This is a genomic window from Pontibacter arcticus (assembly GCF_003284895.1).
GTDB classification, from domain to species: Bacteria; Bacteroidota; Bacteroidia; order Cytophagales; family Hymenobacteraceae; genus Pontibacter; species Pontibacter arcticus.
Genome location: NZ_QMDV01000001.1, coordinates 239438 through 263934, shown reverse-complemented (window position 1 = coordinate 263934; position 24497 = coordinate 239438). Strand labels below are relative to the sequence as shown.

Sequence of the window (24497 nt, the reverse complement as noted above, 5' to 3'; positions counted from 1 at the left end):
CGGCGCTTTTTTGCTTTTAGGCCTAGTCTAAAATGGCTTGTTTATACTTTCTTTTGGTATGCTTTATACTTTGTCTAACTCAAATGCTTCTGCCAGTAACTCGTAAGAGCGCAGCCGGTCTTCAAATTGATGGGTTATCGTTACAAGTATTAGTTCGTCTGTATCATAAAGCTCGGCCAGTTTCTGGAGTTTCTCTTTTACCTGCGGCGCTGTGCCACTGATCATGCGGTTGCGGTTTAGGCCAATGCGTTCCAGTTCTGCAGTTGAATATGTGGTTCGCTGTACATCTTCGTAGGGTGGTACACCCGCGCTGATTCCCTTTTCAATCCGCAGCATCATCAAATCCATTGTTTCCTGTAGTTCCTGCGCTTTTTCTTCTGTTTCGGCACACATCACAAAAACAGCTACCGTTACTTCTGGCTTCTTCAGGAACTCAGAGGGTTTAAACTGCTGCCTGTATGCCTGCACCATTTGCGGGCCGCCCACCGGGTTTATAAAATGTGCAAACGAAAACCCGAAGCCATAATGCGCCGCAAATAAACCGCTTTGTCCGCTGGAGCTTAACAGCCACACGGGCGGCACCGAGGTGGTAGTTGGTATGGCGCGCACCTTTTCAGGGATGTCACCGCCCTCAAATGTGTCGTGGAGGTAGTGCCCCAGTTCTTGCAGCTGTTGCAAAAAATCTTCCTCCGAAAAATTATTGAAAGGGTTAAGTGCAGCAGCTGTTAAGCGGTCGGAGCCGGGAGCGCGGCCAATACCAAGGTCTATGCGCCCAGGAAAAAGGTTCTCCAGTAGTTTAAAGTTTTCGGCTACCTTCAGGGCACTATAATGCGGTAACATAACGCCGCCAGAACCTACCCGAATGCGGGATGTTTCGCCGGCGAGGTGCGCAATCAGCACTTCCGGAGACGAACCAGCCAGCCCGCGTGTATTGTGGTGCTCGGATACCCAGAAACGTGTGTAGCCCAGCTGGTCTGTTTTCTTAGCGAGTGTTACCGTTTCTTCCAGCGCCTGCATGGCACTGCCGCTTTTCCGTACCGGCGATTGATCCAGCACACTTAGTTTTATCTTTCTATCTGCCATTTCTTCGTTCTTATTATTGTATAGACAACAATATAAAGTTAAACATTGTTGCTTAACCGACCGCAGCATATCCTAAAGTATAAAAAACAGGCAGGGGAAGTATAAAACGAAAACAGGCCGCTTTCCTTTATGGGGAAGCGGCCTGTTTTGTATAGGAGTGTGTTGGTGTTATTTGCTCAGGGCGATGGTGCCGTACTGGTTAAGACTGTTGATCTGGGTAGCAGAAAGCACTTTGGCAAGTTCTGCCTGGAAACGGGTGTTTACTTCTTCCAGTTTCGACTCGGTCAGCTCGGTGTTGCCGGCACAAGTCACTCTCAATGCTTCTACTTCCTGCTGGTAGCTTTTATTCAGATCCTTTAACTTGATGTATTCCATCTCGTTTAACTTCAGTTCGCTGATCAGGGCGCGGTCTACCTGCTTGTTTAAAAGCGCTACGGCTTTGTTAGTGTTGCTTCCAGCAGAAGCAGTGTTTACAGATAAGATCAGGGCAAGGGCAGCTACGAAAGTAAGGATCTGGTTCATATCGTGGTTTAGTTTTAGGTCTTGGTTTGTGTCTGTGTGCTAAACCTTATTCCCAACCACGTGCCAGAAAATCAAAAACCGCTTTAAAATACATTTAAAGCGGTTTTGTATGTGTGCCAGGTATCAAATCATCCCAATATGGGAAATACTATATAGTAATTTGGGAATTATCTTTTGGAGGCCAGCAAGTATAGCACTGCCATCCGGATCGCAACGCCATTTTCTACCTGGTTAAGTATGATGGATTGTGATGAGTCTGCAGCATCCGAACTGATCTCAACGCCACGGTTAATCGGGCCCGGGTGCATGATCGTGATTTCCTTGTTCAGGCTATCCAGTAATTTCTTGTCGATGCCATAGTATAACGTATACTCGCGTAGCGACGGGAAGTACTTCATTTGCTGCCTTTCCAGCTGAATGCGCAGCACGTTGGCCACATCGCACCATTCCAGCGCTTTGCGTACATTCAGTTCCACTTTAACGCCCAGCTCTTTTATATGCTTGGGCAACAGCGTTACAGGTCCGCACACCATTACTTTGGCACCCAGTTTCTGCAAGGCAAAAATATTGGACAGCGCCACCCGCGAGTGCAGTATATCCCCAATGATCACGACTTTTTTACCAGCCACTTCGCCATACTTTTCCCGAATTGAGAATGCATCCAGTAACGCCTGTGTGGGGTGCTCATGTGTGCCGTCGCCGGCGTTTACGATGTTGGCCTCAATGTGTCTGCTCAGGAAGTGCGGCGCGCCGGGACTGGCATGGCGCATCACGATCATATCCACCTTCATGGCCAGGATGTTGTTTACCGTATCGAGCAGGGATTCGCCTTTTTTAACGGAACTGCCGCTGCTGCTAAAGTTAATGACATCGGCGGAGAGGCGTTTTTCGGCCAGCTCAAACGAAAGGCGCGTACGGGTAGAGTTTTCGAAAAAAACGTTAGCAATGGTAATATCGCGCAGCGAAGGTACTTTTTTGATCGGCCTGTTCAGAACATCTTTAAAGTTATCCGCCGTTTCGAAAATAAGCTGGATATCCTGTGGGGTAATATCTTTGATGCCTAACAGGTGCCGTACGCTGAGCTCTTGCATGGGTATAGTTTATACTTCGGTTTTGGTAATTAGCCAGATATTATCTTGTGCAGTTTCCTCGTTTTGCCATTCTACCAGCACCCGCTGGCTTTGCAGCGAGTTCACGCTTAAGCCCACATAATTGGGTTGCACAGGCAAATGGCGGGTGTGCAGGCGATCGATCAGAACAAGCAACTCAACGCTTGCCGGGCGGCCAAACGAGATCATAGCATCCAGTGCAGCCCGCACCGAGCGGCCGGTATACAGCACATCATCTACCAGAATCACTTTCCGGCCTTCGATCAGGAAATCTATTTTGGTGGCGTTGGCGGCCAACGGAACTTCGCGTCGCCTGAAATCATCGCGGTGAAAGGTGGTATCCAGGAAGCCGGTGGGTACCTGTTTGCCAAGTATGGAAGCGAGCGTTTGCTGGATGCGCTGGGCCACAAACTTACCGCGCGGCTGCAAGCCAAGTATAACTGAACCGGAAAAATCGCCGTGATTTTCGATGAGTTGGTGGCAAAGGCGCAGCACCATAATATCGAGCAGCTGGTGGTTTACGATTAGTCTTTTCTGCATGGCCTGAAGTGTGTGCTGCAAATATAGACAGTTCAGGTTAATTGTTAAATTGTTACTGGTTTAATTTGAGTTTTGAGTAATGGCTGGCGCAAGTATAAAGTATACTTTTATTTGCTCAGAAGTTCAGTTTGTTTATATAAAATACGCTGCGCATCGGGCCGTTTTCTGTGCGGATGCGCTGGAAGCCGTAAGCCGCAAAATTTCCGCCATACCAGTTTACTAGGTAGGATTCCTGTGTTTCGGTTATTTTTTCGTCTTTGGCGTAGGGGAGAAGCTCGACCTCAGTTTCTTCGGTGGTATATTGGTCCTGGTCAAAAATGCGGTAATGGATCACTTTGTCTTTCGGATACGCGATAATGACTTTTCCATCGGGCTTATACCCTACTTCCACGGCGTGTACCAGCTCTGTTGTCTCTACATTTTTTATCGGGAAAGCGTTATCCCAGAGCAGAAGTCCGTTTTTATCAAAGCCCAGAGCAACAGCATGTGTGCGCTTGTAAATACTTGCTTCGCGTTTGTAATTAATGGTGCGCGAAAGGCCGCTGTTGCCATTCGAGTAATTCGGAAAGTATACTTCGGCTGCCAGTACATAACCGGTTGGCGTTATAAGCAAATCGTGCAGCAGCAGGCGGTATCTGTTGGTTGGTTCCTGGCCGGCTTTTAACCGGGCGGCTTCGCGTTTCCGAGTACGTTCTTCGCGGCGGGGTTTCAGGTATTTAAAAAAGTTTTTTAGCTGCAGGAGGTTGTAAAAGTATACTTCGCTGGTAAGGTTAGTGGCGGCTGTAAAAAAACCTTGCGTGTACCGGATATCGCGGGTGCCATAATTCCCTAGTAATAATTGGGTGGTGCTGTCGCCGGGAGTAGCTTCAGCATTCAGCAGGCTTTTTTCATTTTGCGGAAGTATAAAATTGCTCCGCAGCAGGTTGCCATTGGCATCAAAACTTTTGAGCTGCAACCGCGATACGCGCCCGTTCGATTCTGACATAACCGCATCTACGCGTCCGTTCGCGTGGTCCGTCAGCAGGTCAGAAAAAGTGGATTCATCGCCGTAAACAGAAGGCAGGATCTTGGTTTCTTCCTGGTTCGGGTTTTTGAAAAGCAGGATTGGTTTGCCGTTTTTAGGATTTCTCCCGATCAAGAAATAGCGGCCCTGCAGTACGTTAAATTCATAAATGGCGTTGATATCGCTTAGTTTATACTTTTGTAGCTGTACGTCGCCTGTTTTAAGGTGCAGCCTTACAAAACTGAAGTCGTTTTCGATGTTTTCTCTGAATACCAGGTACGTATAAGGTGCTTCGGTGTAGTGGCGGACAAATTCAGCATCGGCGTGCAGGTCTGCCACGGCGGCCCAGGTTTCCTCTAGCCTGGCGTCATACTTCGTGAAATGGAAAGTTGATTTTGAGCCCCAGGCGTTGCTGGTTTTGTGATATAAAAGCAGGCTGCTGTCCGGTACAGGAATTACCTCTACCCACGTTTCTGCTGCATTTAATGGCAACTCTAGGCGCACCGGCTGCGCTGGCATCTGAGCCTGCAGAACGGTGGCAACAAAAAACAGAAAAGCTGCGAACAGAAAGCGTACTTTACCCATAGTAAGAGAGGATACTAGTTCAGTACAAGAAAAGTATAAAGCGTAACCTGTTTACTGTTTTTACCTGGTGTTCGTTGTAAGGGCTATTAACTTTTTAAGATTTAGTGCTTTAACGTTTAGTTGGCTGAGTATGAAAGTACACTTTCGCTCTAATTACCTAAAGCTAACAGCACATCAAACTCCTCGGCTTTAAGTGGCATAACAGACAACCGCGACTGGCGCAGCAATGCAATTTGTGCCAGGCGTTCGTCCTGCTTTATCTGCTCCAGCGTAACCGGGTCTTTAAAATCGCGGTACGGGGCCAGGTCCACAACAACCCATTTGCCGGAATCATCGGTAGGGTCGGGGTAAGCGGCTTTGGTAACTTTGGCAATGCCTACAATGGCTTTTTCGGTTACGCTGTGGTAAAACAATACCATATCGCCGGGCAGCATTTGCTGTAAATTATTTCGAGCCTGGTAATTGCGCACGCCATCCCATACTACGTGTCCGTCTCTCACTAAATCGGCCCACGAAAACGTTTCCGGCTCTGATTTTACCAACCAATAATGCATGTGTATTTCTGTTTGTTAAAAATAAAAAGTGCTTAGCCGCTTTGTGCTTTTGTCTTAGTTATACTTTGTTCTGATACAATAAAAGCCCATCAAAACGCCACGTTACTTTTTCCGGCTCATAAAGTATAAACCCACTTCGCCTAAAAACATCACGATCAGCATTCCATTCAAAAACCCTCTCAGGAAGTTAAAGAAATCACCTTTGGGGTCGGTTACGATAAGTATAATCAGCAAACCCAGCAGTGATAAAAGTATAATAGTGCGGGTTCTGCTGCTCAGGTTTCTGTAACTGAACATACGTTTACCTGTTCTGGAAATGCTGACGAACTTTTAGCACATCATCTTTCAGAGAAACAATTTCGAGCCGGTACTGGCGGTCGTTTATATCTTCTTCGTCCAGCGTTACCTGTATGGTTTTGTCGTCGTTGAGGGTCCATTTGCCGGTATGTTCTTCCAGGCCATCGGTAGGGGCAATATCGTAGCGGATAATAACGCCACCCGGCTCTAACGCAAAACCGGTTCTGCCCCGCGAAGGCGGAAAATTAAACGTGTTTGGTCTGAAAACAGTAAGATCATTTTGGTCGTCCTCAAAAGAATGGAGCCAGGTTTTACCGGTAAGCTGTGCCTCTAGTTTGCTGGGTTGTTTGCAGGTGGCAGCCATCAGGACAAGGCAGAGTATGCCAAAAAGTGAAGCGTATTTCATAGAGTATAGCTGCGCGGGCAGCATTTTTTGCAGAGACAAGATAAGGATTTCTGCTTATGTATAGAAGCTGCCGAATATAAAATTCGTTTGGCGGGTTTTTCTATCTTTGTACAATACAACCCTGAGCCGTGGAAAATAAGAAGATCATCAAACTATTTAAGCTGGCAGCCGAACTGATGGAGCTGCACGACGAGAATCCGTTTAAGGTGCGCTCGTACGTAAATGCAGTAAGTACACTGGAGTTGATTGAGGAGCCGCTGGCCGCTAAAGACCAGGCCAGCCTGGAAAGTATAGCTGGTGTTGGCAAAGGCATTGCTGCTAAGATAATCGAGATCAATACCACTGGCTCGTTTACAGAACTGGACCAGATGCTGGCTGCCACACCGCCCGGCGTAGTAGAAATGCTGCAGATAAAAGGCATCGGCCCTAAAAAAGTGCGCACCATCTGGAAAGAACTGGGCACCGAAACCGTGGAAGAATTGCTGGAAGCCTGCGAGCAGGATAAACTGAGCAAAGTAAAAGGCTTTGGCGCCAAAACGCAGGAAAACATCAAAAACGCTTTACTGTTCACGCAGCAAAACCGGGGTAAATTATTGTATGCCGAAGCCGAATCTGCTGCCAACGAACTGTTAGAAAGACTACAGGAAGCTTTGCCCAACGCACAACTTGCCATAGCCGGAGAAGTGCGCCGTTATTTAGAAATTGTTGAGAAGTTCGAGTTTATACTTTCCACCGATAAAATAACCGAAGTAGAAACTATACTTGATGGCTTAGAAGTACTGGAGCAGGATACAAAAAAATCGGGGCCGCATGTATGGCGCGGAAGGCATACGGTAAGCGGACTTGCTACCGAAATCCGTTTGGTTGCGCCGGATTGTTTTGCGAACGAACTGTTTATCCGTTCCTCTTCGGAGGCGCATTTAACACAGGTTTTTGCAGCCGGCAAATGTATGCTCTCTGTCGCGCGCCAGGAAAAACATACTTCTGAAGAAGAAATCTATGCTTCGGCAGGTATGGCCTATATAGCGCCTGAACTGCGCGAAGGCACCAACGAGCTGCAACTGGCCATGGAAAACAAACTGCCCAAACTGCTCGAACTCACCGACCTGAAAGGCATCCTGCACAACCATAGTACCTACTCCGATGGCGCCCATACCTTAGAGCAAATGGCTACCTATTGCCGCGACATGGGCTACGGGTATTTAGGTATTTCGGATCACAGCAAAACAGCGTCGTATGCAGGCGGCCTCCGTGAGGGCGATGTGCTGCGCCAGCAAAAAGAGATCGACGAACTGAACAAAAAACTGGCTCCGTTCAAAATATTTAAAGGTATTGAGTCTGATATTCTGGGGGATGGCTCCTTGGATTATGAAGAAGATATGTTGAAGACGTTTGATTTTGTAGTGGCCAGTATCCACAGCAACCTGAACATGAGCGAGGAAAAAGCAACTGCAAGGTTAATCACGGCTATCGAAAATCCTTATACCACCATGCTCGGCCACCCGACCGGCCGTTTACTGCTACGCCGCGAAGGTTACCCGATCAACCACAAAGCTGTAATTGATGCCTGCGCGGCTAACAACGTGATCATCGAAATAAATTCAAACCCGTGGCGCTTGGATCTGGACTGGCGCTGGGTGCAGTATGCGCTTGAAAAAGGCGTGATGCTAAGTATAAACCCGGATGCGCACCATACCAGTGGCTACGACGATATGAAGTATGGCGTGCTGGTTGGCCGTAAAGGGGGCCTCACCAAAGAAATGACTTTCAACTCCAGAACGATGGAGGAAGTAGCGCAGTATTTCAGGGAGCGGAAAGAGAAGATTGGGTAGAAATCCTGAACGATTTTACCCACCCCTGCCCCCTCCGAGGAGGGGAATTAGTTAATTGCGAAAAGTCCCCCTTTGAAGGGGGTAGGGGGATGTTTACACCTGCGAAGACTCCCCTCCTCGGAGGGGTTAGGGGTGGGTAAGTGTACCACGAAGACCTAAGGCCTTGCTATTACAAGCTATAAGTGTGGGCCTTCGCGCCATTATCAAAGTATAAAATGTCAAAAATTCTCATACTTCGTTTTTCCTCTATCGGCGATATCGTACTCACAACGCCGGTTATCCGCTGCGTAAAACAGCAGGTGCCGGGCGCGGAGGTACATTATTGTACCAAACCTGCTTTCCGAAGTATACTTGCCAATAACCCTTATGTAGATAAGGTGCATGTGCTCGGCGATAGCTTAAGCGAACTGGTGCAGCAACTGAAAGCCGAAAACTTTGATTTTATAGTAGACCTGCACAACAACTTGCGCACGCGCATCATTAAAACCCGATTGGGCAAACCAGGCAAAAGCTTTAATAAACTCAACTACGAAAAGTGGCTGCTGGTTAATTTTAAGCTCAACCGCATGCCTGATACCCACATCGTAAACCGTTACCTGGATGCTGCTGCCCCGCTTGGCGTAAAAGACGACGGTCTTGGACAAGATTATTTTATACCTGCCCAGGACGAGGTGGAAGTTGATACATTGCCCGACGGATTCCAGAATGGCTACGTAGCGTTTGCCATTGGCGCGCAGCACTTTACCAAACGCCTGCCCACCGAACGCATTATCGAGCTTTGCGCTTTGCTAAACCAGCCCGTTATACTTTTAGGAGGAAAAGAGGATGCTGCTACCGGAGAAGAAATAGCATCTTTTTTCGAATCACGAACAACAATTACCAATCAGCAATCAACAATCATCTATAACGCTTGCGGCAAGTATAACCTCAACGGTTCGGCATCTTTGGTGAAGCAAGCAACGCAAGTGGTGAGTCACGATACAGGGCTGATGCATATTGCTGCCGCTTTCCAGAAAGAGATTATCAGCGTGTGGGGCAATACGGTTCCGGAATTTGGCATGTATCCGTTCCGGACGAAGTATAAGGTGCTGGAAGTACAAGGACTGAGCTGCCGCCCCTGCTCCAAGATCGGCTACAAAAAATGCCCGAAAGGTCACTTCAAGTGCATGAATGATATTGATTTTAATACAGTTGCTGACGCTGCATTTATCTTTTGAGATATTTTCAACAAGGTTGATTGCTGGCGCGAGCTTGTAGCTTGTGCCGTATATTAAAACTATTACTTGCTGCAGTAGCCATTTGGAATAAGTACGAGCTGCAAGCTCGCACTAGCCATACTGTATTAAATGATAATTTATAAAATAAAAATGCCTGCACAGATTTATACTTTCTGTGCAGGCATTTTTTGTTTATAACGTTTATTGTAGCGGCTTAACCGTGTAGCCAGCTTTTTGCAATAACTTGATCAGGCCGTTTTCGCCGGGCAGGTGCAGGGCACCAACAGCTACAAAAGTGGGTTGGTCTTTCATGATCGTTGGCAGTTTGGTCATCCATTTTTTGTTGCGGTCATCTACCATGTACGAAATATCTTCCTCGCCTGTGAGTTTATTGTAGGTTTCGGAAGCGGCCCACATGCCAGCCAGGTCTTTTTCGAAGTATAAATTAGTGAGTTGTTCCTGCACTTTAAGCGCAGCCTCTTTTTGCTTTACATACTCCACCAGTTGCTTTGCCTGTTTCTCTACAGGATAATGGTTATACAATAAATCGATTTGCTCCTCTACTGTTTCGAGGCTGGTGATCTTTTTGCCATCTGAGCGGCCTTGTTGTGCAAAGTAAGCATCCAGCGGTTTTCCTTTGTAAGGTTTCAGCACGTCCAGTTTCTGGTATTCCAGTACGGACAGCATTACCATTAAGGTCATCGGTTTCATCTGGTCGAGCATGGCCATGTCGTAACCAATGGTCTGCTTTACTTCTTTGCTAACCAATGTATAATCTTCAGCACTTAACAACCCCGATATTTTTTTATCCGGCATAATCATTTTAGCGCCCATTTGCATCATAACAGCAGAGTCTAATTCGGTTTCCACTACCACGCCTTTGCTGCCCTCAAAACGCTGTTTTACTTCCGGTACATCGTTCAGATAACTGTCATTCAGCAAATGGTAGGTGCCGTACAAGTAAGAAGGATTTTTCAGGCCATTGCCGCTCACTTCCCATAGCAGCGATTTTGTTACCGCTTTCGGTTTTATACTTTTGGCTGAACGCTCTTTTACTTTTTGTGCTTCAACTAAAGCAGGCTGCAGCACGAACGCGATCAGGAGCAGGTAAAGCCCTGCAAATTTGTTTTTAAAGGTCATGTTTAAGGTGTTGAGGTAAGAAAGGAAATCAAAATAAAAGTAGGTGACTTGTTATTGTAAGTGATTAGTAGGAATTTGCTGCTTGTAAAGTATAGATGCGTAAGTAAAAGTCTGAAATTTAATTAAAATGCCCAAGTATAATTTAACCTGGCAAGCCACGGATTCCAAGTTTTTGGATGCGCTGCTGCTGGCAACCGGCGGCGAAGGCGGCGTAACCCTGCAGGATGTGCTGCTGATGGGCGATGCGCTGGACGGCGAAGTTTTCGAACTGAAAGAGCTGGAAGAAGCGCTGGAAAAACTGCTAAGCGTTGGCTTTATCAGCCTGCAAAAAAACAAGTTTAGCCTCACCGCTGCTTTTTTAACAAAGTATGAGGAAATAACTTTAGCAGAAGGCGAAGACTCAGAAACAAAACCACTCGATACGCTGCTGCAACAGCAAACGCTAACCGAAGAAAGTATAACCGCCGTACGCGAGAATATCCTCAAAAAGTATAAACTCAAAAACCATTACCAGCAGTACATGGAGCAGTATGGGTAGTTAGTGTGTCGACTTAGCAAATAATTAGCTGACAACTTAACCCACCCCTAACCCCTCCGGGGAGGGGAATTTTGCTTTCTTTCCAAATCTGTTTTGAAGCCAACTGTCCTGAATGAACTTCACCATTTTCATGCTCTTTATTAATCTAAAATATAAAATTCAATTCCCCTCTTCGGAGGGGTTAGGGGTGGGTTGATCAAATAGTAAAATCTAGTATAACCTATTTCATAAAACCAGAACAGCCGCCGAAATTACTCTCAGCGGCTGTTCTGGTTTTATACTTTCGGAGAATCATTTTCAAATCTCCACATCTCCAACTTTTCAAATTCTACCCAATCTTCTCAAACCCTAAGTAAGGGTGCAGCACTTTTGGCATGTTGATACCATCCGGTGTCTGGTTGTTTTCGAGGAGGGCGGCTACAATGCGGGGCAGGGCAAGGGCGCTACCATTTAACGTATGCAGCAACTGCGTTTTACCCGATTCTGTCTTGTAGCGCAGCTTCAGGCGGTTGGCCTGGTACGTTTCGAAGTTGGAAGCAGAACTAACCTCTAACCAGCGGCCTTGAGCGGCAGAGTATACTTCCATATCATAGGTCAGGGCAGAGGTAAAGCTCATATCGCCGCCGCAAAGGCGCAATACGCGGTAAGGCAACTCCAGCTTCTGTAACAAACCTTGTATGTAGCTGCTCATCTGCTCCAGCGTTTCATAGGATTTTTCTGGAAGCGTAATTTGTACGATCTCTACTTTATCGAACTGGTGTAAACGGTTCAGGCCGCGTACATCAGCTCCCCACGAGCCAGCTTCTCTTCTGAAACATGGCGTATGGCCCGCATTCTTAACAGGCAGCTCTGCTACCGGCACAATCACATCGCGGTACAGGTTCGTAATCGGCACTTCGGCCGTTGGTATCAAGTATAGATCGTCGGCGGTGGCGTGGTACATCTGGCCGTCTTTATCCGGTAGCTGGCCGGTACCGTAACCCGAAGCTTCGTTTACCAGGATAGGTGGCTGCACTTCCGTGTAACCGGCTTTCATGGCTTCATCTAAAAAGAAGTTGATCAAGGCACGCTGCAAACGGGCTCCCTGCTTTTTATAAACCGGAAAACCTGCGCCTGTTATCTTGTTGCCCAGTTCAAAATCGATGATATCATACTTCTGGATGAGCTCCCAATGCGGTTGAGCGCCTTCGTGCAGTTGCGGTATTTCGCCATGTTCCAGCACTACTTCGTTATCTTCAGCAGAGCGGCCTGCGGGTACGCTGCTGTGCGGCAGGTTAGGCAGTTTATACAGCGCTTTCTGGATGGTATCTTCCAGCGTGGCCAGTTGTTCCAGCAACGCTTTTGTTTTTTGTTTCAGTTCTGATGTTTCTGCTTTCAGTGATTCGGCTTTCTCTTTTTCGCCGCTTTTCATCAGCATGCCTATTTCTTTGGCAATGGAATTGGCGCGGCTCTGTAACTCGTCGTGCTCGCTCTGCACCTGGCGGCGCTGTTGGTCCAGGTCCAGCAGAGTGGCCACTTCTTCGGCGGCGTTTTTGTAGTTTCTTTTGTTGAGACTAGCTATTACGTGGTCGGTCTGCTCTCTTAAAACGGTTAGCTGTAGCATAGTTTATAGGGTATATACCTACAAAAATAGAGTTTTTTGGGTAGTATGCGGCATTTCAAATATATTTTAACTCAATTTTGAAACTTTTTAGATAAATTGTATCGTATTATTTGTTAATTAACGGGTATTGCGATAACATTGCGATACAATTTACAGAAGGCCATTTTCCCGAGCCTCGCAAACTCTATCACGACCTATTCTTTTTTCCTGATTAAAAAATAAAACTTCTGGCTGAAGTCCGTGCTGCCGCATGTGTCAGGCCGAGCTAAACTACCATACCATTATTTATGTATACTATTGATGAATTGAAGGATAGACTTCTTTCAGAATTAAAGGAAATTGCTGAGGATCTGGGTGTTAAGAATTTTAAAAAGCTTAGCAAACAAGAGATCATCTACAAGATCCTTGATCAGCAAGCTGTTACTCCTCCCGGCAAAATGCCAAAAAAGTACAACCCCACCACTACCTCAGCCGCCCCTGCTGAACCCGAACTAATAGAAAACATAACTGAAGTACAAACACCACAGCCAGCACCGGTAACGGCCGCTCCTGTAGCCAAGCCTGCACGCGAACAAGCCGTAAGAGGCGAAGCGTCAACAGCTGCCATTGCGCCGGCACCTGCTCCTTTAAAAGACCACGGCCCGCAACGCGACCGTGTACGCCGCGAACGGACCGATGTAAGAAGCGAACAAAATGGCCACAGCCGACCGGCAAGACCGGAAAACCGTGAGCCGCGCCCGGAACGCTCAGAAGCCCAGCCAGAACGAACGGAGAACAGAACGGAGAACAGAACGGAGCGCGAGCAACCGCAGCGTGAAGTACAGAATAACCGCCCTGCAGAGCGCACCGAGAACCGGAATGAAAACCGTCCGGAAGGTCGTAACAACGACAACCGTGGCAACGATAACAGGGGAAATAACGAAAACCGCGGAAACGATAACCGTAACAACGATAATCGGAACAACGATAACAACCAGCGCCGTAACAACCCACAACAACAGAATGCGGCAAGCAGCAACAACTTTAAAGAGTTTGATGGTATAATCCTAAATGAAGGTGTACTGGAACTAATGCAGGATGGGTATGGCTTCCTGCGCTCCACGCACTATAACTATTTAGCGAGCCCGGATGATATTTATGTTTCTCCGTCGCAGATCAAATTATTTGGTTTGAAGACAGGAGACACGGTAAAAGGCCAGATCCGCCCGCCAAAAGAAGGCGAGAAGTATTTTGCCCTTTTAAAAGTAGATTTGATAAACGGACGTACTACCGAAGAAATTCGTGACCGTATCCCGTTTCAGCACTTAACGCCGCTTTTCCCGGAAGAGCGTCTTAAATTAACGACCAAGCCAAGCCAGTTATCAACGCGTATATTAGACCTTTTTGCCCCGATCGGTAAAGGCCAGCGTGGTATGATTGTGGCGCAGCCAAAAACAGGTAAAACCGTGTTGCTGAAAGAGATTGCTAACGCCATCTCTGAAAACCACCCGGAAGTATACCTGATGATTTTGCTGATTGATGAGCGTCCGGAAGAAGTTACGGATATGGCCCGCAGCGTAAAAGCAGAAGTAATTGCCTCTACGTTTGATGAGACCGCCGAGCGCCATGTAAAAGTATCGAGCATTGTGCTGGATAAAGCCAAGCGCATGGTAGAGTGTGGCCACGATGTGGTTATACTTTTAGATTCGATTACGCGTCTGGCGCGTGCTTATAACACCGTAGTTCCGTCGTCGGGTAAGATCTTATCGGGTGGTGTGGATGCCAATGCGTTGCACAAACCGAAGCGTTTCTTCGGGGCTGCCCGTAACGTTGAAAATGGTGGTTCGCTTACTATCATCGCTACTGCCCTGATCGACACTGGTTCTAAAATGGACGAGGTTATCTTCGAAGAATTTAAAGGTACCGGTAACATGGAGCTTCAACTGGATCGTAAACTGGCTAACAGAAGAACCTACCCTGCTATCGACGTTCCTGCTTCCGGTACACGCCGCGAAGACCTGTTAATGGACAGAGACGAACTGAACCGTATCTGGATTCTGCGCAAGTTTATGTCTGATATGAATTCGATTGAAGCGATGGAGTTCCTGAAAGACAGAATGGTTGGCACGAAGAGCAACGAAGAATTCCTGATTTCGATGAACAGCTAAGTTTTATACTTTAGCTTTATATAAAAAGCGCCTGCTATACTTCGTGTATGGCAGGCGCTTTGTTTTTACCTCCCCCTGCCCCCTCCTAAAACAGGAGGGGTGATTTAAGTTATATACTTGTTAATTGCTGTTTATCAAACTAAGGATTATGATGGGAATGAGAGAGCAACACTTTGACAATTAAACAATTCATCTAAATAACCCCCTCCTGTTTTAGGAGGGGGCAGGGGGAGGTGACATTTATACTTTAGAAAAAGGATTTTGCCACGATCATACTTATAAAGGCGGCACTCATGCAAAGCGAGGAAATTTTGTTCATTTGCATGGTGTTTTCAAAGTTCACTTCTTTCGGATCGCGTTGGGCACGTAAAACCCAGTTTGTAAAAAAGTATAAAACCGGCCCTGTGCAGATTAGGAAAAGGAAAATGTTCAGCCATTGATTTAAGCTAAAGTATAAATAAACCAAAACGGCGGCTCCGAGCAACAGACTGAAAGCGGCAAACATAAACGTACCGTTAATGCCCAGGAGTAGGCTTAAGGTTTTGTCGCCACGGCGGCTGTCTTCGGTGTGCTGGTAAATTTGGGTGAGGGGATAGGAGCCACATAGAAACAGCGTACTCACCAGCGCAAAACCACTATTGGGCAGCTGCAAAAGCTCCTGCAAAGTATAATTTAAGCCAACCTGCACCAGTAAAAAAGTATAGGCCCCCTGGAAAATCGTCACAATCACTGTGCTCAGGATAGGGTATTTTTTTATGCGGATGCCCTCGTAACTGTATGCCTTGGAAATAAGCATGTAAAGCGCTACTAAACCGGCAAATAAAGTCGAAAGTATAAAACCTGCCACAACAGCCAGCACATCAAAAAGCCAGACTAGGTGGGTAAGTTCCCGCGTAACTTTAGGTGGTTTTTTTAGTCCGCCGATGCTGCCTTCATCTTTATCCTGCGTAGAGTTATAACCGTTGCTGGCCGGGTACACCAATAAGTGCAGAATAATAAAAACAACAACTGCCCGCCATACGTCATAACCCGAAACGACGCTTAATGCAAACCAGAATACCGGCATCAGGTACACCGAAAATGGGATGCGCATTAATGTCAGGGCGTTCTGGTAACTTTTGTCCACGTATTGTTGGATTTAATATTACGGTATTAAACTATTAATTAAAGATGTAGGTATTTATTCCTGAACCATCGTTTCATCCGGATAACCGATCACGTAAATAACATACTTCCCGAAGCGGTTGCCTACTTTGCCGGTTTGCCAGGTATAACCGGGTACCTGTATACTTGCTACCATTTGCTGTAGCATAGCAGGCGTATAGATACGGAACAGCGATACGGTGCCATCCCAAATTATACCCAACGGAATAAGCGGAACCAGATACGTGAAAAACAATCTGCTGAATCTGAAGGGCCGGATGAACGGTGTAATAAAAAATATAGCAATCGGAAAGCCAAACCACAACACCAGTAACTCCAGCCAGCTTTTTGATGCGCCTTCAAACACACCAATTATTTGTTTCTTTTCGGCTGCATCCTGTAATATGGCTTTGGCTTGCTTTGGGCTGAAATGATGAAAAGACGAAAAAATGGTACGCACGCCGGTTATACTTTCGGGTACCGAAGTTGCATTTACCGAAGCAGGTATAAAATCTATTTTACCTCCTGATTTTTCCTTCAGGTAAGTATAAGCTGCCAGGTTGGGGTACAGATCTGATAGCGTGACTTGTACAGGTTGCCCCACTTGCCGGCTGAGCGCCTTTTGTATACTTTCGATGCCGCCTCCTGCTCCCGAGCCCAGGTCGGTGAAATGGATGGTATTGGTTTTCCGGAGGAGGCTGGCAAGTAAGGGTATAGCAGCTTCGTAGGCGTGCAGCCTGTTGATCATAAACCGGAGAAAATCAAGCATTCCCTGGCGCAGCACATGCGGAAACCAAGGCTGGTCTTCTAGTTCGAAAAGGTGGAGGCGGAAGTTCAAGGGTTGTTGTTTACCACTCCATACTTGCCAACCGCCTTAAAAGTTTTGTTACGGCAACCTTGTACCACGCTGCCCGATCCAGGGGTGCAGTTCCAGTGTAAATCTTCCCGCTTTAATGGCCGGGTCGGCATCAGTAATGGCTTTAGCTTCGGCCATACTTGCTACGCTGAAAATAAACATGGCGTGCAACCCGTCTTTCTCCGGAATCTGACCGGCCATAGCCAGTTTGCCTGTTTCTGCCAGTTTACGCATGTGGTTCATGTGGGCAGTCTGGATCGTTTGTTCTTCTGCTGCGTCTTTAGGCTGGTAAGGGCCGTTTTTTAAGATAGCAATGTAGTATGTTCTGGTCTGGATAGGCTGCTGCGGAGGTTCGGTGTTTGCAGGGGCGGGTTGTGCCGGGGCTTTCTGGGCAGGCTTAGCGGTTGCCTGGGCAAATGCCAGCTGGGTGGCACACAGCAACAATGCAGCTGTAAAGGTTACAGATCTTATTAACTTCTTCATAAAGGATATGTTCTTTTGATGAAGCCAATATAGCAGTTTTCAAATAAAAAATATTAATGAGTCGGACTATAAGCGAAGCCATCGTTTAGATTACTGAATAGCTGCCATACTTCTGTAGCTGCTTTTTCGGGGTCCGGGGACACGGCTAATTGGTAATGGTTGGCGAAATAAAGTATAAATCCGCCATTTTCTGTCTGTTCCACACGCTCTACCACCAATGCTGCACCTTCGTTTAAAAGGTCTTTCAGGCGTTGATCGCGGAGGTTGGCACCGGGCACTTTCCAGTCCCATTTAAGAGCAGGCATGCCGGCTTCGCGTTTCCGCATAAATACTTCGCTGTGCTTAATGGCATCACCTTGCGGGTGCGCCAGTTGCCACGGGCAATTCACTGCCAATGTATAAGCACCTACATCCAGTATCAAACCCTGTGGCGTGGTGTAATGGGTATGGCCGAAATGGAAATACTGTACCAGCTCGTTTCGAGTGGTTTTGGTAAGCGGCAGGTTCAGGATGTGCGACAGTGCCTGTTCGGATGGAGTTTGCATACGTAACTAACTGAAAAATGCGTTTAGCAGGCAAATATAGGCAGCTGCAACCAAAGTATAGCGTCTTGTCTTTCTATCTGTTAAGTTTTATGCTCCATCAAATAAAGAAATGAAGTACAAAAGGTATATTTGCAGTTACTTCTGAAAGAAGTTAAACCGGAATTTAAAAGAGGACTCCTCTGTTTAGGCAAAATGCTGCAAGAGCAAGAAATAGAACAAGCACCCAAAAAATCAATATACAAGCGTATTACAGGCTTTATCTGGAAGTTTTTCTTTCTGGGTTTCGCTGCTGTGCTGCTTTACCTGTTCAGTGTTGATAACAATCTGCTTTACCTTTTTGGCTCCTCGCCAAGCCTGGATAAACTCGAAAACCCGCGTTCCGATCAGGCATCCGAACTTTACACGGCCGATGGCAAACTGATCGGGAAGTATTTTCAGGAAAACCGCAGCCCGGTGCCTTACAAAAAAATCTCTCCAAAACTGATCGAAGCGCTGATTGCAACGGAAGATGTACGCTTTTACGAGCACGCCGGTATTGATCCGGCCGCGATCATGTCTGCTGTATATGGCGCTTTTAAAGGCGATGCCCGCGGTGCCAGTACCATTACGCAACAGTTAGCCAAGAACCTCTATAAAACCCGTACCGATGACTCTAAAGGAGTATTAGGGCATATTCCGGGAGCTAATATTGTTATCTCCAAAACCAAAGAGTGGCTTACGGCTATTAAACTGGAACAGCGCTATACCAAAGAAGAAATTCTGGCCATGTACCTGAATACAGTAGATTTTGGTTCGAACTCGTTTGGGGTGAAAGTGGCAGCTAAGACATTTTTTAATGTATCGCCGGATAGTTTGAAAATAGAAGAAGCTGCCGTGCTGGTTGGTTTGCTGAAAGCGCCGACGTATTACAGTCCGAAATCCAACCCACAGAACTCCACGCGCCGCCGCAACACGGTTTTGGCCCAGATGGCAAAGTATAATTACCTGCCTAAAGCAACTGCCGACTCGCTGAGTAAACTGCCGATTGTGCTGGATTATAAAGTAGAAAGCCATTACGACGGACCAGCTACTTACTTTAGAGGAGCCGTGGCTGATTATCTGAAGGAGTGGAGCAAGCAGAGCGGCTACGACCTGTACCGCGATGGCCTGAAAATCTATACAACAATCGACTCCAGAATGCAGCGGCACGCCGAAGAAGCCATGCAAAACCAGATGCGCACCCTGCAGCGCCGCTTCGATAACCACTGGAAAGGCAAGAACCCGTGGGTAGATGAGCAGAACAACGAGATTCCTGGCTTTATTGAGGAGACCATCAAGCGTACTGATTTTTACAAGCGCCTTAAAAAGAAACATGGCAACGATATGGCTGCCATAAACCGGGAGCTGAACACGCCACGCGAAATGATGGTGTTTACCTGGGAGAATGACTCGCTGGAGAAAAAAGTGACCATGACACCCCTTGATTCGCTGGCTTATTACAAGCATTTCCTGCATGGCGGTATGATGACCATGGACCCTTTTTCCGGACAGATCAAGGCGTGGGTGGGCGGTATCAACTTCAAGTATTTTAAGTATGACCACGTGAAACAGGCGCGCCGCCAGCCGGGTTCTACCTTTAAACCTTTCGTGTATGTGGCTGCTATTGATAACGGGTATTCGCCGTGCGATAAAATTGTAGACAAGCGCATCACAATAAAGTATGTAGAGAAAGGCGAACGTAAAGAGTGGTCGCCTACGAATGCAGACTGGCAATATACAGGCGCCCCGATGACCTTGCGACGCGGCATGGGTAAATCGGTAAACTCGGTTACAGCGCAGTTAACAGAAATAATCGGATGGGAAACGGTTGTAAAGTATGCGCATCGGTTAGGTATAACGAGTCCGCTTGAAAATGTGCCTTCTATTGGTTTAGGGCCAAGCGATGTTTCAATTTTTGAAATGGTAGGCGCTTACAGTACATTCCCGAATCAGGGTTTCCATACCAACCCGATGTTTATTACCCGCATCGAAGACCGCAACGGAAACCTGATTCACCAGTTTGTGCCGAAACAGAAAAAAGTGCTGAGTGAAGAAACGGCTTTCCTAATGATGCACATGCTGAAAGGCGGGATAGAAGAGCCAGGCGGAACATCGCAGGCGCTTTGGGAATACGACCTCTGGAAAGGAAATGAAATTGGTGGCAAAACCGGAACCACCTCTAACCACTCGGATGGCTGGTTTATGGGCGTTACCAAAGACCTGGTAACGGGTGTTTGGGTAGGTGGCGAAGACCGCAGCATTCACTTTCGGACCTCGAGTATGGGAGAGGGTTCTAAAACGGCACTACCTGTATTTGGCCTCTACATGGAGAAGATCTACCAGGATAAAGAACTTGGTTATACCATGGGCCGTTTTCCTGGCCCGGTTGTTAAGATCAACAAAAAGTATAACTGCACTACTGTAATGCCTAGAAGGGTGGAAGCCGACTCAACTGCCATCGATACGGATAGCATTCTGGAAGAACTGAACGGTACCAGCATACTTTAAAGTAGAAGCAAGTATAAAAGCAAAAGGCCAGCTACGTAAGTGCTGGCCTTTTGCTTTTATACTTGGATTGGGTCTTAATCTACTTCTTTGGCATAAAAAGAACTGAGGGCTTCTTCCAGGTACGTATACTCAAACGTAAAGCCGGTACGCATCACTTTACTGGCACTTACGCGCTGGCCGCCCAATACCACTTCGCTCATTTCGCCCATCATCAGGTTAATGGCAAAAGCCGGCACATTAGGCAGCATTAAAGGCTTGTTCATGGTTTCGGCCAGCTCAATGGTGAACTCCTTGTTGGTAACAGGGTGCGGCGCTACAGCATTGTATACCCCTTTAAACTGGGTATCTTCAATGGCTTTGATGTACAAGCGACAGGCATCGTCTATGTGTATCCAGGACATAAATTGCTTGCCCGAACCTAAGGCTGCACCGGCCATCATCTTTACCGGTTTAGCAATCTGAGGCAAGGCACCGCCCTTATCACTTAACACGATGCCTAAGCGAAGTATAACGGTGCGCATGTCCAGCTCACGCATTTTCCAGGCGGCTGCTTCCCAGGCTTTGCTTACTTCCGCCAGGAAATCGTTGGCATAGGTACTTTCTTCAGACATCAATTGGTCGCCGGAGTTGCCGTAAATACCAATTGCTGATGTGGAGATAAAACCTTTTACGTGGTGGTTGGTGTGTGCCAGGCAATGATGCAGTAAGTTGGTGCTATCGATGCGGCTGTTGTAAATTTCGCGCTTGCGTTCGTCGCTCCACTTTTCTTCGGCTACGCCCGCGCCAGCCAGGTGTATCACATAATCGGCATACTTAATGGCGTTATCGTCAATGTATTGCTTTTCTATGTCCCACTTAAATGTTTTATACTTTGAGAATTTGTCCGCCTTCCGGGAAAGGTGGGCCACCTCGTAACCCTGATCGATCAGCATCTCGGACAGCCGGGTACCAACCAACCCGGAACCGCCTGTAATAAGTATCTTATCTGGCATAATTCTTTTGCATCAGAATTTATAACAATGTTCTACGGATACGCTTTAAGTTACAGTTGCCTGTATTTACTTTATTACCAAATAAGTATGTTTTCGAGCGCTTTAATGGCTCTGTATTATTTGCTGCGGATATGGCTCAAGAACTCGTTACGGTACTGGTCCTGCTCAAATAAACCGGAATATTCTGCTGTAATGGTGCTGCTGCTTACATCGTTCACGCCACGGCTCATCACGCATAAATGGTCTGCTTCGATTACAACGGCTACATTATCGGTCATAAGGGCTTCCTTCAGTTCGTTGGCAATCTGCATGGTCATGCGCTCCTGCACTTGCGGGCGGCGGGCATAATACTGCACAATCCGGTTCAGCTTCGATAAACCGACCACGTGCTCGTTCGGGATATAGGCTACATGCGCTTTCCCGATGATCGGTACAAAATGATGCTCGCACGACGAGTAAAGGGTAATATCGCGCTCCACCAGCATTTTGTTATACTTATACTTGTTTTCGAAGCGGCGCGCTACCGGTTTGTGTATAGGATTCAGCCCATGAAAAATTTCTTTCACGTACATTTTGGCTACGCGGTTGGGCGTACCTTTCAGGCTGTCGTCGGTCAGGTCTAAGCCCAGCGTATGCATTATTTCCCTGAAATGGCTGGCAATAATATTGATCTTCTCCTCGTCTGGCATGGCAAAGGCATCCGGGCGTAAAGGTGTTTCCAGGGAACCCGGCATGTGGTCATGCAGTGTTTCCTCTTCGTCGGGCAGGTTGTGGTTATCCATTGTATTCCACAAAGTTTCGTTCAGTTTCATAAAGTGTTACGGCTATAGTATAGTCCGTGCTTATCTTGCTGCGTAGCTTTTGCCAGATAACAATGGCAATGTTTTCGGCTGTCGGGTTCAGCAACCTGAATTCTTCGGTATCAAGGTTCAGGTTTTTGTGATCGAACTTGTTCAGTATCTCTGTTTTGATAACCTCGCTCAGCTTTTTCATATCGTACACATACCCTGTTTCCTGATCTACAGTACCGGTAAGTTTTACGATAAGCTCATAGTTGTGCCCATGGAAGTTGGGGTTACTGCAAAGGCCAAAGATCTCAGCGTTCTGCTCATCGTTCCAGGTTGGGTTATACAGGCGGTGCGCCGCATTAAAATGCTCTTTCCGGCAAACGGTTACTCTCATAAGCTCAAACTCCTGCGTGCTTTAAAAGGCTTTTGTTACACAAGGCAAGGGTATAACTAGTATAAGCCCGTAAAGTTACGGTACCTTATCCGAAAGCCAAATCTATTTCAGGGGAAATAAATTAATTGTTATTTATACTTTTTCGTGTCGATTGTCTACTTTAGTAGCTTCAAACAAAATTTAAAGAGTACAATTAAACAACAGCTGCATGAAAGCATTTTTACTTAGTGTGTTTCTGCTGATGGCTGGCCTGTGCCATGCCCAATCAGTACGGATAGAGGAGAAAGAACAGTCAATAAATGGCATTCTGAGACGTGGGCAGCAGCTTTCTGTGCAACTCGACCCAAAAATAGTAGAGAAGACCTGGAAAGAACACCTGACCAGTAAAGCTGGCAAATTAAAGTATAACAAGGGAGTGTATACCACAGAAAAAGCTGTACTTGATACAATTTCTGCAACGCCGATGCGGCTGGTTTCTACGGTAGGCAGCGATGCGCAGGGCAGCTACGTTTGGTGGAACCTGGATATGGGTACTGCCTACGTAGATAAAAATGCGACCCCGAAAGAGTATGCTGCAGCAGAGAATTTTATGCGCGATTTTGCTAAAAAAGTTTACCGGGAAGATGTATTCCGGCAAATAAACCAGGCAGAAGATGTGTTAGCAGCTACCAAGCTGGAGCAGGACCGTGTTGTAAAACAAGCAAACGATATCCAATTAACCATTGAGAAGAATGCAAAGCGTAAGCAGGAGCTACAAGCCGAACTGGCGCGTAATGCCGAAGAACTGAAACAACTGGAGCAAAACGTACAAAATAACCTGAAACAGCAGGAAGCCAGCAGGCAGCAGGTTGCCGAAATGGAAAAGGCTGTAGATGCTGTCAGGATAAAGCTGCAGGCAATTAAATAAAAAGTATAAAGTATAAAGCACAAGCCCGGTTACTGTACAGTAACCGGGCTTGTGCTTTATACTTTAAGTGAATACCAAAGTATATTTATACTTAGCTTACAGTTTCATCCAGCGCTGTATTTCCTGGTCTGCGAACCGCTCGTTTTTCCAGCCAACAAAAGTAGTGCGTGCAGTAGGGGTATTGTTAGTAAACCATTTCTGAAGAATCTCTTTTATGGCCGGATATCTTTCTGAAAAGCTGGCATAATCCGTAGCCGAAACGGTTTGTTCGCTTGGCCGCGCAGGGATAGCTATGATAATATGTTGCAACTCGCCGTTGGTTTGTAGTTGCAGCACTGCCAGCGGAATTACCTCCATCACCGTACCGGGCTCTGCACTTTCAGAAATAACAAGTATCTCCAGCCCTTTGCCTGCATGGTCTATTTCCGTGGAAGGTATAAACCCAAAATTGGCAGGGTAGGGTAGAAACTCGATAACGCGGTCCTGGCCTGCTAATTTGTCTGGTACAAAAGTTTTTGTCTGATGGTCGTAATGGAGCACCTGGCTTTTGCCAGCCGATACTTCGATCACCGCTTGTAATTGTTTGGCAGGGCTGTAAGTAGGCAAACCGGCGTAATCTGTTTTGCAGCCCATGCAGGTTAGCAAGGTAAAAACGAAAAGCAGGGAAGTATAAATTTTGTTCATGGGTGGCTGTAGGTTACACGTAAAGATAAGCACACCAACGTATAAATGAAGATACTTTTAAGACAGACGATTGCTGCAGAAACCGGCATAAAAAAAGAGGAACCGCCGTAGCAATTCCTCTTCTTAAGGGATAATAGTAATGTATGAAAACAGGTAATATTATCTTCTTTCTTTGATACGAGCTGCTTTGCCCTGAAGTCCTCTCAGGTAGTACAGTCTTGCTCTTCTTACTTTACCTCTTCTTACAAGCTCGATTTTCTCGATGAAAGGAGAAAGTAAAGGGAAAATACGCTCCAGGCCGATCTGGTTAGATACTTTTCTTACAGTGAAAGTTTCACCGTTTGTATTTACATTCTTGCGCTGAATAACAACACCCTGAAACTGCTGTACACGCTCTTTGTTACCTTCACGAATTTTAACGTGAACGTTTATAGTATCACCTGACGCGAAAGTTGGGAAAGAGGCGCGCTGTTCGGTAGATTCTTGCTCAATGAATTTAATTAGTTCGCTCATGATAATGGCTATGTTCTTAAAATATCTTCTTCAGAATTCGGACTGCAAAGATATGTAAATATTTATTACATAGTAACCTTTGCAGAAAAA

General features: G+C 46.6%; 25 protein-coding genes. 6 read left to right on the top strand and 19 right to left on the bottom strand.

What is annotated here, in order from left to right; genetic code table 11:
• Positions 1-63 precede the first annotated feature (63 nt).
• From DP923_RS01180 to DP923_RS01145, 8 genes are all read right to left on the bottom strand, one after another.
• On the bottom strand, positions 64-1083 hold the full coding sequence (locus tag DP923_RS01180) for an LLM class flavin-dependent oxidoreductase (protein WP_112303752.1): 1020 nt from the start codon (positions 1081-1083) through the stop codon (positions 64-66).
• A 168-nt stretch (positions 1084-1251) separates the two neighbouring features.
• On the bottom strand, positions 1252-1605 hold the full coding sequence (locus DP923_RS01175; RefSeq protein WP_112303751.1) for a hypothetical protein: 354 nt from the start codon (positions 1603-1605) through the stop codon (positions 1252-1254).
• 167 nt (positions 1606-1772) lie between these two features.
• Positions 1773-2696, bottom strand: coding sequence for an aspartate carbamoyltransferase catalytic subunit (locus tag DP923_RS01170; RefSeq protein ID WP_112303750.1), 924 nt, complete (start codon positions 2694-2696; stop codon positions 1773-1775).
• Positions 2697-2705: 9 nt separating this feature from the next.
• Complete coding sequence (gene pyrR / locus DP923_RS01165) at positions 2706-3254, bottom strand: bifunctional pyr operon transcriptional regulator/uracil phosphoribosyltransferase PyrR (RefSeq protein ID WP_112304758.1); 549 nt, start codon at positions 3252-3254, stop codon at positions 2706-2708.
• 115 nt (positions 3255-3369) lie between these two features.
• Complete coding sequence (locus DP923_RS01160) at positions 3370-4842, bottom strand: hypothetical protein (RefSeq protein ID WP_112303749.1); 1473 nt, start codon at positions 4840-4842, stop codon at positions 3370-3372.
• A gap of 149 nt (positions 4843-4991) precedes the next feature.
• Positions 4992-5396 (bottom strand): EVE domain-containing protein, encoded by a 405-nt coding sequence (locus DP923_RS01155; protein ID WP_112303748.1) that lies wholly within the window; start codon positions 5394-5396, stop codon positions 4992-4994.
• Between the two features lie 102 nt (positions 5397-5498).
• On the bottom strand, positions 5499-5693 hold the full coding sequence (locus DP923_RS01150) for a hypothetical protein (RefSeq protein ID WP_112303747.1): 195 nt from the start codon (positions 5691-5693) through the stop codon (positions 5499-5501).
• Positions 5694-5697: 4 nt separating this feature from the next.
• Complete coding sequence (locus DP923_RS01145; protein WP_112304757.1) at positions 5698-6099, bottom strand: hypothetical protein; 402 nt, start codon at positions 6097-6099, stop codon at positions 5698-5700.
• Positions 6100-6227: 128 nt separating this feature from the next.
• Here DP923_RS01145 and polX point away from each other — a divergent pair, with 128 nt between their 5' ends.
• Complete coding sequence (gene polX, locus DP923_RS01140; protein ID WP_112303746.1) at positions 6228-7931, top strand: DNA polymerase/3'-5' exonuclease PolX; 1704 nt, start codon at positions 6228-6230, stop codon at positions 7929-7931.
• 215 nt (positions 7932-8146) lie between these two features.
• Positions 8147-9148, top strand: coding sequence for a glycosyltransferase family 9 protein (locus DP923_RS01135; protein WP_112303745.1), 1002 nt, complete (start codon positions 8147-8149; stop codon positions 9146-9148).
• Positions 9149-9349: 201 nt separating this feature from the next.
• Here the strand turns inward: DP923_RS01135 and DP923_RS01130 are convergent, their stop codons facing one another.
• Entirely contained in the window at positions 9350-10288 is a 939-nt protein-coding gene (locus tag DP923_RS01130; RefSeq protein ID WP_112303744.1) for a TraB/GumN family protein, read from the bottom strand.
• 127 nt (positions 10289-10415) lie between these two features.
• Between DP923_RS01130 and DP923_RS01125 the strand changes: the two genes are divergently transcribed.
• The gene (locus tag DP923_RS01125; protein ID WP_112303743.1) at positions 10416-10826 is read left to right on the top strand and encodes a hypothetical protein; all 411 of its coding nucleotides are present in this window, start codon (positions 10416-10418) and stop codon (positions 10824-10826) included.
• A 328-nt stretch (positions 10827-11154) separates the two neighbouring features.
• Here the strand turns inward: DP923_RS01125 and serS are convergent, their stop codons facing one another.
• Entirely contained in the window at positions 11155-12429 is a 1275-nt protein-coding gene (serS, locus tag DP923_RS01120) for a serine--tRNA ligase (RefSeq protein ID WP_112303742.1), read from the bottom strand.
• A gap of 287 nt (positions 12430-12716) precedes the next feature.
• Between serS and rho the strand changes: the two genes are divergently transcribed.
• Positions 12717-14576 (top strand): transcription termination factor Rho, encoded by a 1860-nt coding sequence (gene rho / locus DP923_RS01115; protein ID WP_112303741.1) that lies wholly within the window; start codon positions 12717-12719, stop codon positions 14574-14576.
• Positions 14577-14823: 247 nt separating this feature from the next.
• On the opposite strand, the gene DP923_RS01110 is transcribed toward rho, so the two are convergent.
• From DP923_RS01110 to DP923_RS01095, 4 genes are read right to left on the bottom strand one after another with little or no spacing between them, the layout of a single operon-like run.
• Positions 14824-15702 carry a UbiA family prenyltransferase gene (locus DP923_RS01110; RefSeq protein WP_239020895.1) on the bottom strand — a complete coding sequence of 293 codons (879 nt, stop codon included), beginning with the start codon at positions 15700-15702 and terminating at the stop codon, positions 14824-14826.
• A gap of 54 nt (positions 15703-15756) precedes the next feature.
• The gene (locus DP923_RS01105) at positions 15757-16557 is read right to left on the bottom strand and encodes a class I SAM-dependent methyltransferase (protein WP_112303740.1); all 801 of its coding nucleotides are present in this window, start codon (positions 16555-16557) and stop codon (positions 15757-15759) included.
• Between the two features lie 48 nt (positions 16558-16605).
• Positions 16606-17058 carry a YciI family protein gene (locus tag DP923_RS01100; RefSeq protein WP_112303739.1) on the bottom strand — a complete coding sequence of 151 codons (453 nt, stop codon included), beginning with the start codon at positions 17056-17058 and terminating at the stop codon, positions 16606-16608.
• 53 nt (positions 17059-17111) lie between these two features.
• Complete coding sequence (locus tag DP923_RS01095) at positions 17112-17603, bottom strand: hypothetical protein (RefSeq protein ID WP_112303738.1); 492 nt, start codon at positions 17601-17603, stop codon at positions 17112-17114.
• Positions 17604-17795: 192 nt separating this feature from the next.
• Between DP923_RS01095 and DP923_RS01090 the strand changes: the two genes are divergently transcribed.
• A complete protein-coding gene (locus tag DP923_RS01090) occupies positions 17796-20129 on the top strand; it encodes a penicillin-binding protein 1A (RefSeq protein ID WP_112303737.1) in 2334 nt (777 codons plus the stop codon).
• Between the two features lie 74 nt (positions 20130-20203).
• Here DP923_RS01090 and DP923_RS01085 read toward each other — a convergent pair whose 3' ends face one another.
• From DP923_RS01085 to DP923_RS01075, 3 genes are all read right to left on the bottom strand, one after another.
• A complete protein-coding gene (locus DP923_RS01085) occupies positions 20204-21121 on the bottom strand; it encodes a TIGR01777 family oxidoreductase (protein ID WP_112303736.1) in 918 nt (305 codons plus the stop codon).
• Positions 21122-21237: 116 nt separating this feature from the next.
• Entirely contained in the window at positions 21238-21933 is a 696-nt protein-coding gene (gene folE, locus DP923_RS01080) for a GTP cyclohydrolase I FolE (protein WP_394341167.1), read from the bottom strand.
• Positions 21896-22303 (bottom strand): 6-pyruvoyl trahydropterin synthase family protein, encoded by a 408-nt coding sequence (locus DP923_RS01075; RefSeq protein ID WP_112303735.1) that lies wholly within the window; start codon positions 22301-22303, stop codon positions 21896-21898. Before DP923_RS01075 ends, folE begins: the two co-directional genes overlap by 38 nt.
• A gap of 208 nt (positions 22304-22511) precedes the next feature.
• On the opposite strand from DP923_RS01075, the gene DP923_RS01070 reads away from it, so the two are divergent.
• The gene (locus DP923_RS01070; protein WP_112303734.1) at positions 22512-23210 is read left to right on the top strand and encodes a coiled-coil domain-containing protein; all 699 of its coding nucleotides are present in this window, start codon (positions 22512-22514) and stop codon (positions 23208-23210) included.
• A gap of 96 nt (positions 23211-23306) precedes the next feature.
• Here the strand turns inward: DP923_RS01070 and DP923_RS01065 are convergent, their stop codons facing one another.
• Positions 23307-23894, bottom strand: coding sequence for an inorganic diphosphatase (locus DP923_RS01065; RefSeq protein ID WP_112303733.1), 588 nt, complete (start codon positions 23892-23894; stop codon positions 23307-23309).
• Between the two features lie 159 nt (positions 23895-24053).
• The gene (gene rplS, locus DP923_RS01060) at positions 24054-24407 is read right to left on the bottom strand and encodes a 50S ribosomal protein L19 (RefSeq protein ID WP_112303732.1); all 354 of its coding nucleotides are present in this window, start codon (positions 24405-24407) and stop codon (positions 24054-24056) included.
• Positions 24408-24497: the final 90 nt, after the last annotated feature.

Coding starts and splice junctions, on each gene's coding strand:
- DP923_RS01175 (WP_112303751.1), bottom strand. CDS start 1,605: ATGAACCAGATCCTTACTTTCGTAGCTGCCCTTGCCCTGATCTTATCT.
- DP923_RS01125 (WP_112303743.1), top strand. CDS start 10,416: ATGCCCAAGTATAATTTAACCTGGCAAGCCACGGATTCCAAGTTTTTG.
- DP923_RS01085 (WP_112303736.1), bottom strand. CDS start 21,121: ATGCCAGATAAGATACTTATTACAGGCGGTTCCGGGTTGGTTGGTACC.
- DP923_RS01100 (WP_112303739.1), bottom strand. CDS start 17,058: ATGAAGAAGTTAATAAGATCTGTAACCTTTACAGCTGCATTGTTGCTG.
- DP923_RS01090 (WP_112303737.1), top strand. CDS start 17,796: ATGCTGCAAGAGCAAGAAATAGAACAAGCACCCAAAAAATCAATATAC.
- DP923_RS01135 (WP_112303745.1), top strand. CDS start 8,147: ATGTCAAAAATTCTCATACTTCGTTTTTCCTCTATCGGCGATATCGTA.
- DP923_RS01180 (WP_112303752.1), bottom strand. CDS start 1,083: ATGGCAGATAGAAAGATAAAACTAAGTGTGCTGGATCAATCGCCGGTA.
- DP923_RS01160 (WP_112303749.1), bottom strand. CDS start 4,842: ATGGGTAAAGTACGCTTTCTGTTCGCAGCTTTTCTGTTTTTTGTTGCC.
- DP923_RS01155 (WP_112303748.1), bottom strand. CDS start 5,396: ATGCATTATTGGTTGGTAAAATCAGAGCCGGAAACGTTTTCGTGGGCC.
- DP923_RS01095 (WP_112303738.1), bottom strand. CDS start 17,603: ATGCAAACTCCATCCGAACAGGCACTGTCGCACATCCTGAACCTGCCG.
- rho (WP_112303741.1), top strand. CDS start 12,717: ATGTATACTATTGATGAATTGAAGGATAGACTTCTTTCAGAATTAAAG.
- DP923_RS01130 (WP_112303744.1), bottom strand. CDS start 10,288: ATGACCTTTAAAAACAAATTTGCAGGGCTTTACCTGCTCCTGATCGCG.
- DP923_RS01075 (WP_112303735.1), bottom strand. CDS start 22,303: ATGAGAGTAACCGTTTGCCGGAAAGAGCATTTTAATGCGGCGCACCGC.
- DP923_RS01145 (WP_112304757.1), bottom strand. CDS start 6,099: ATGAAATACGCTTCACTTTTTGGCATACTCTGCCTTGTCCTGATGGCT.
- DP923_RS01170 (WP_112303750.1), bottom strand. CDS start 2,696: ATGCAAGAGCTCAGCGTACGGCACCTGTTAGGCATCAAAGATATTACC.
- DP923_RS01065 (WP_112303733.1), bottom strand. CDS start 23,894: ATGAACAAAATTTATACTTCCCTGCTTTTCGTTTTTACCTTGCTAACC.
- serS (WP_112303742.1), bottom strand. CDS start 12,429: ATGCTACAGCTAACCGTTTTAAGAGAGCAGACCGACCACGTAATAGCT.
- rplS (WP_112303732.1), bottom strand. CDS start 24,407: ATGAGCGAACTAATTAAATTCATTGAGCAAGAATCTACCGAACAGCGC.
- DP923_RS01150 (WP_112303747.1), bottom strand. CDS start 5,693: ATGTTCAGTTACAGAAACCTGAGCAGCAGAACCCGCACTATTATACTT.
- DP923_RS01070 (WP_112303734.1), top strand. CDS start 22,512: ATGAAAGCATTTTTACTTAGTGTGTTTCTGCTGATGGCTGGCCTGTGC.
- folE (WP_394341167.1), bottom strand. CDS start 21,933: ATGAAACTGAACGAAACTTTGTGGAATACAATGGATAACCACAACCTG.
- pyrR (WP_112304758.1), bottom strand. CDS start 3,254: ATGCAGAAAAGACTAATCGTAAACCACCAGCTGCTCGATATTATGGTG.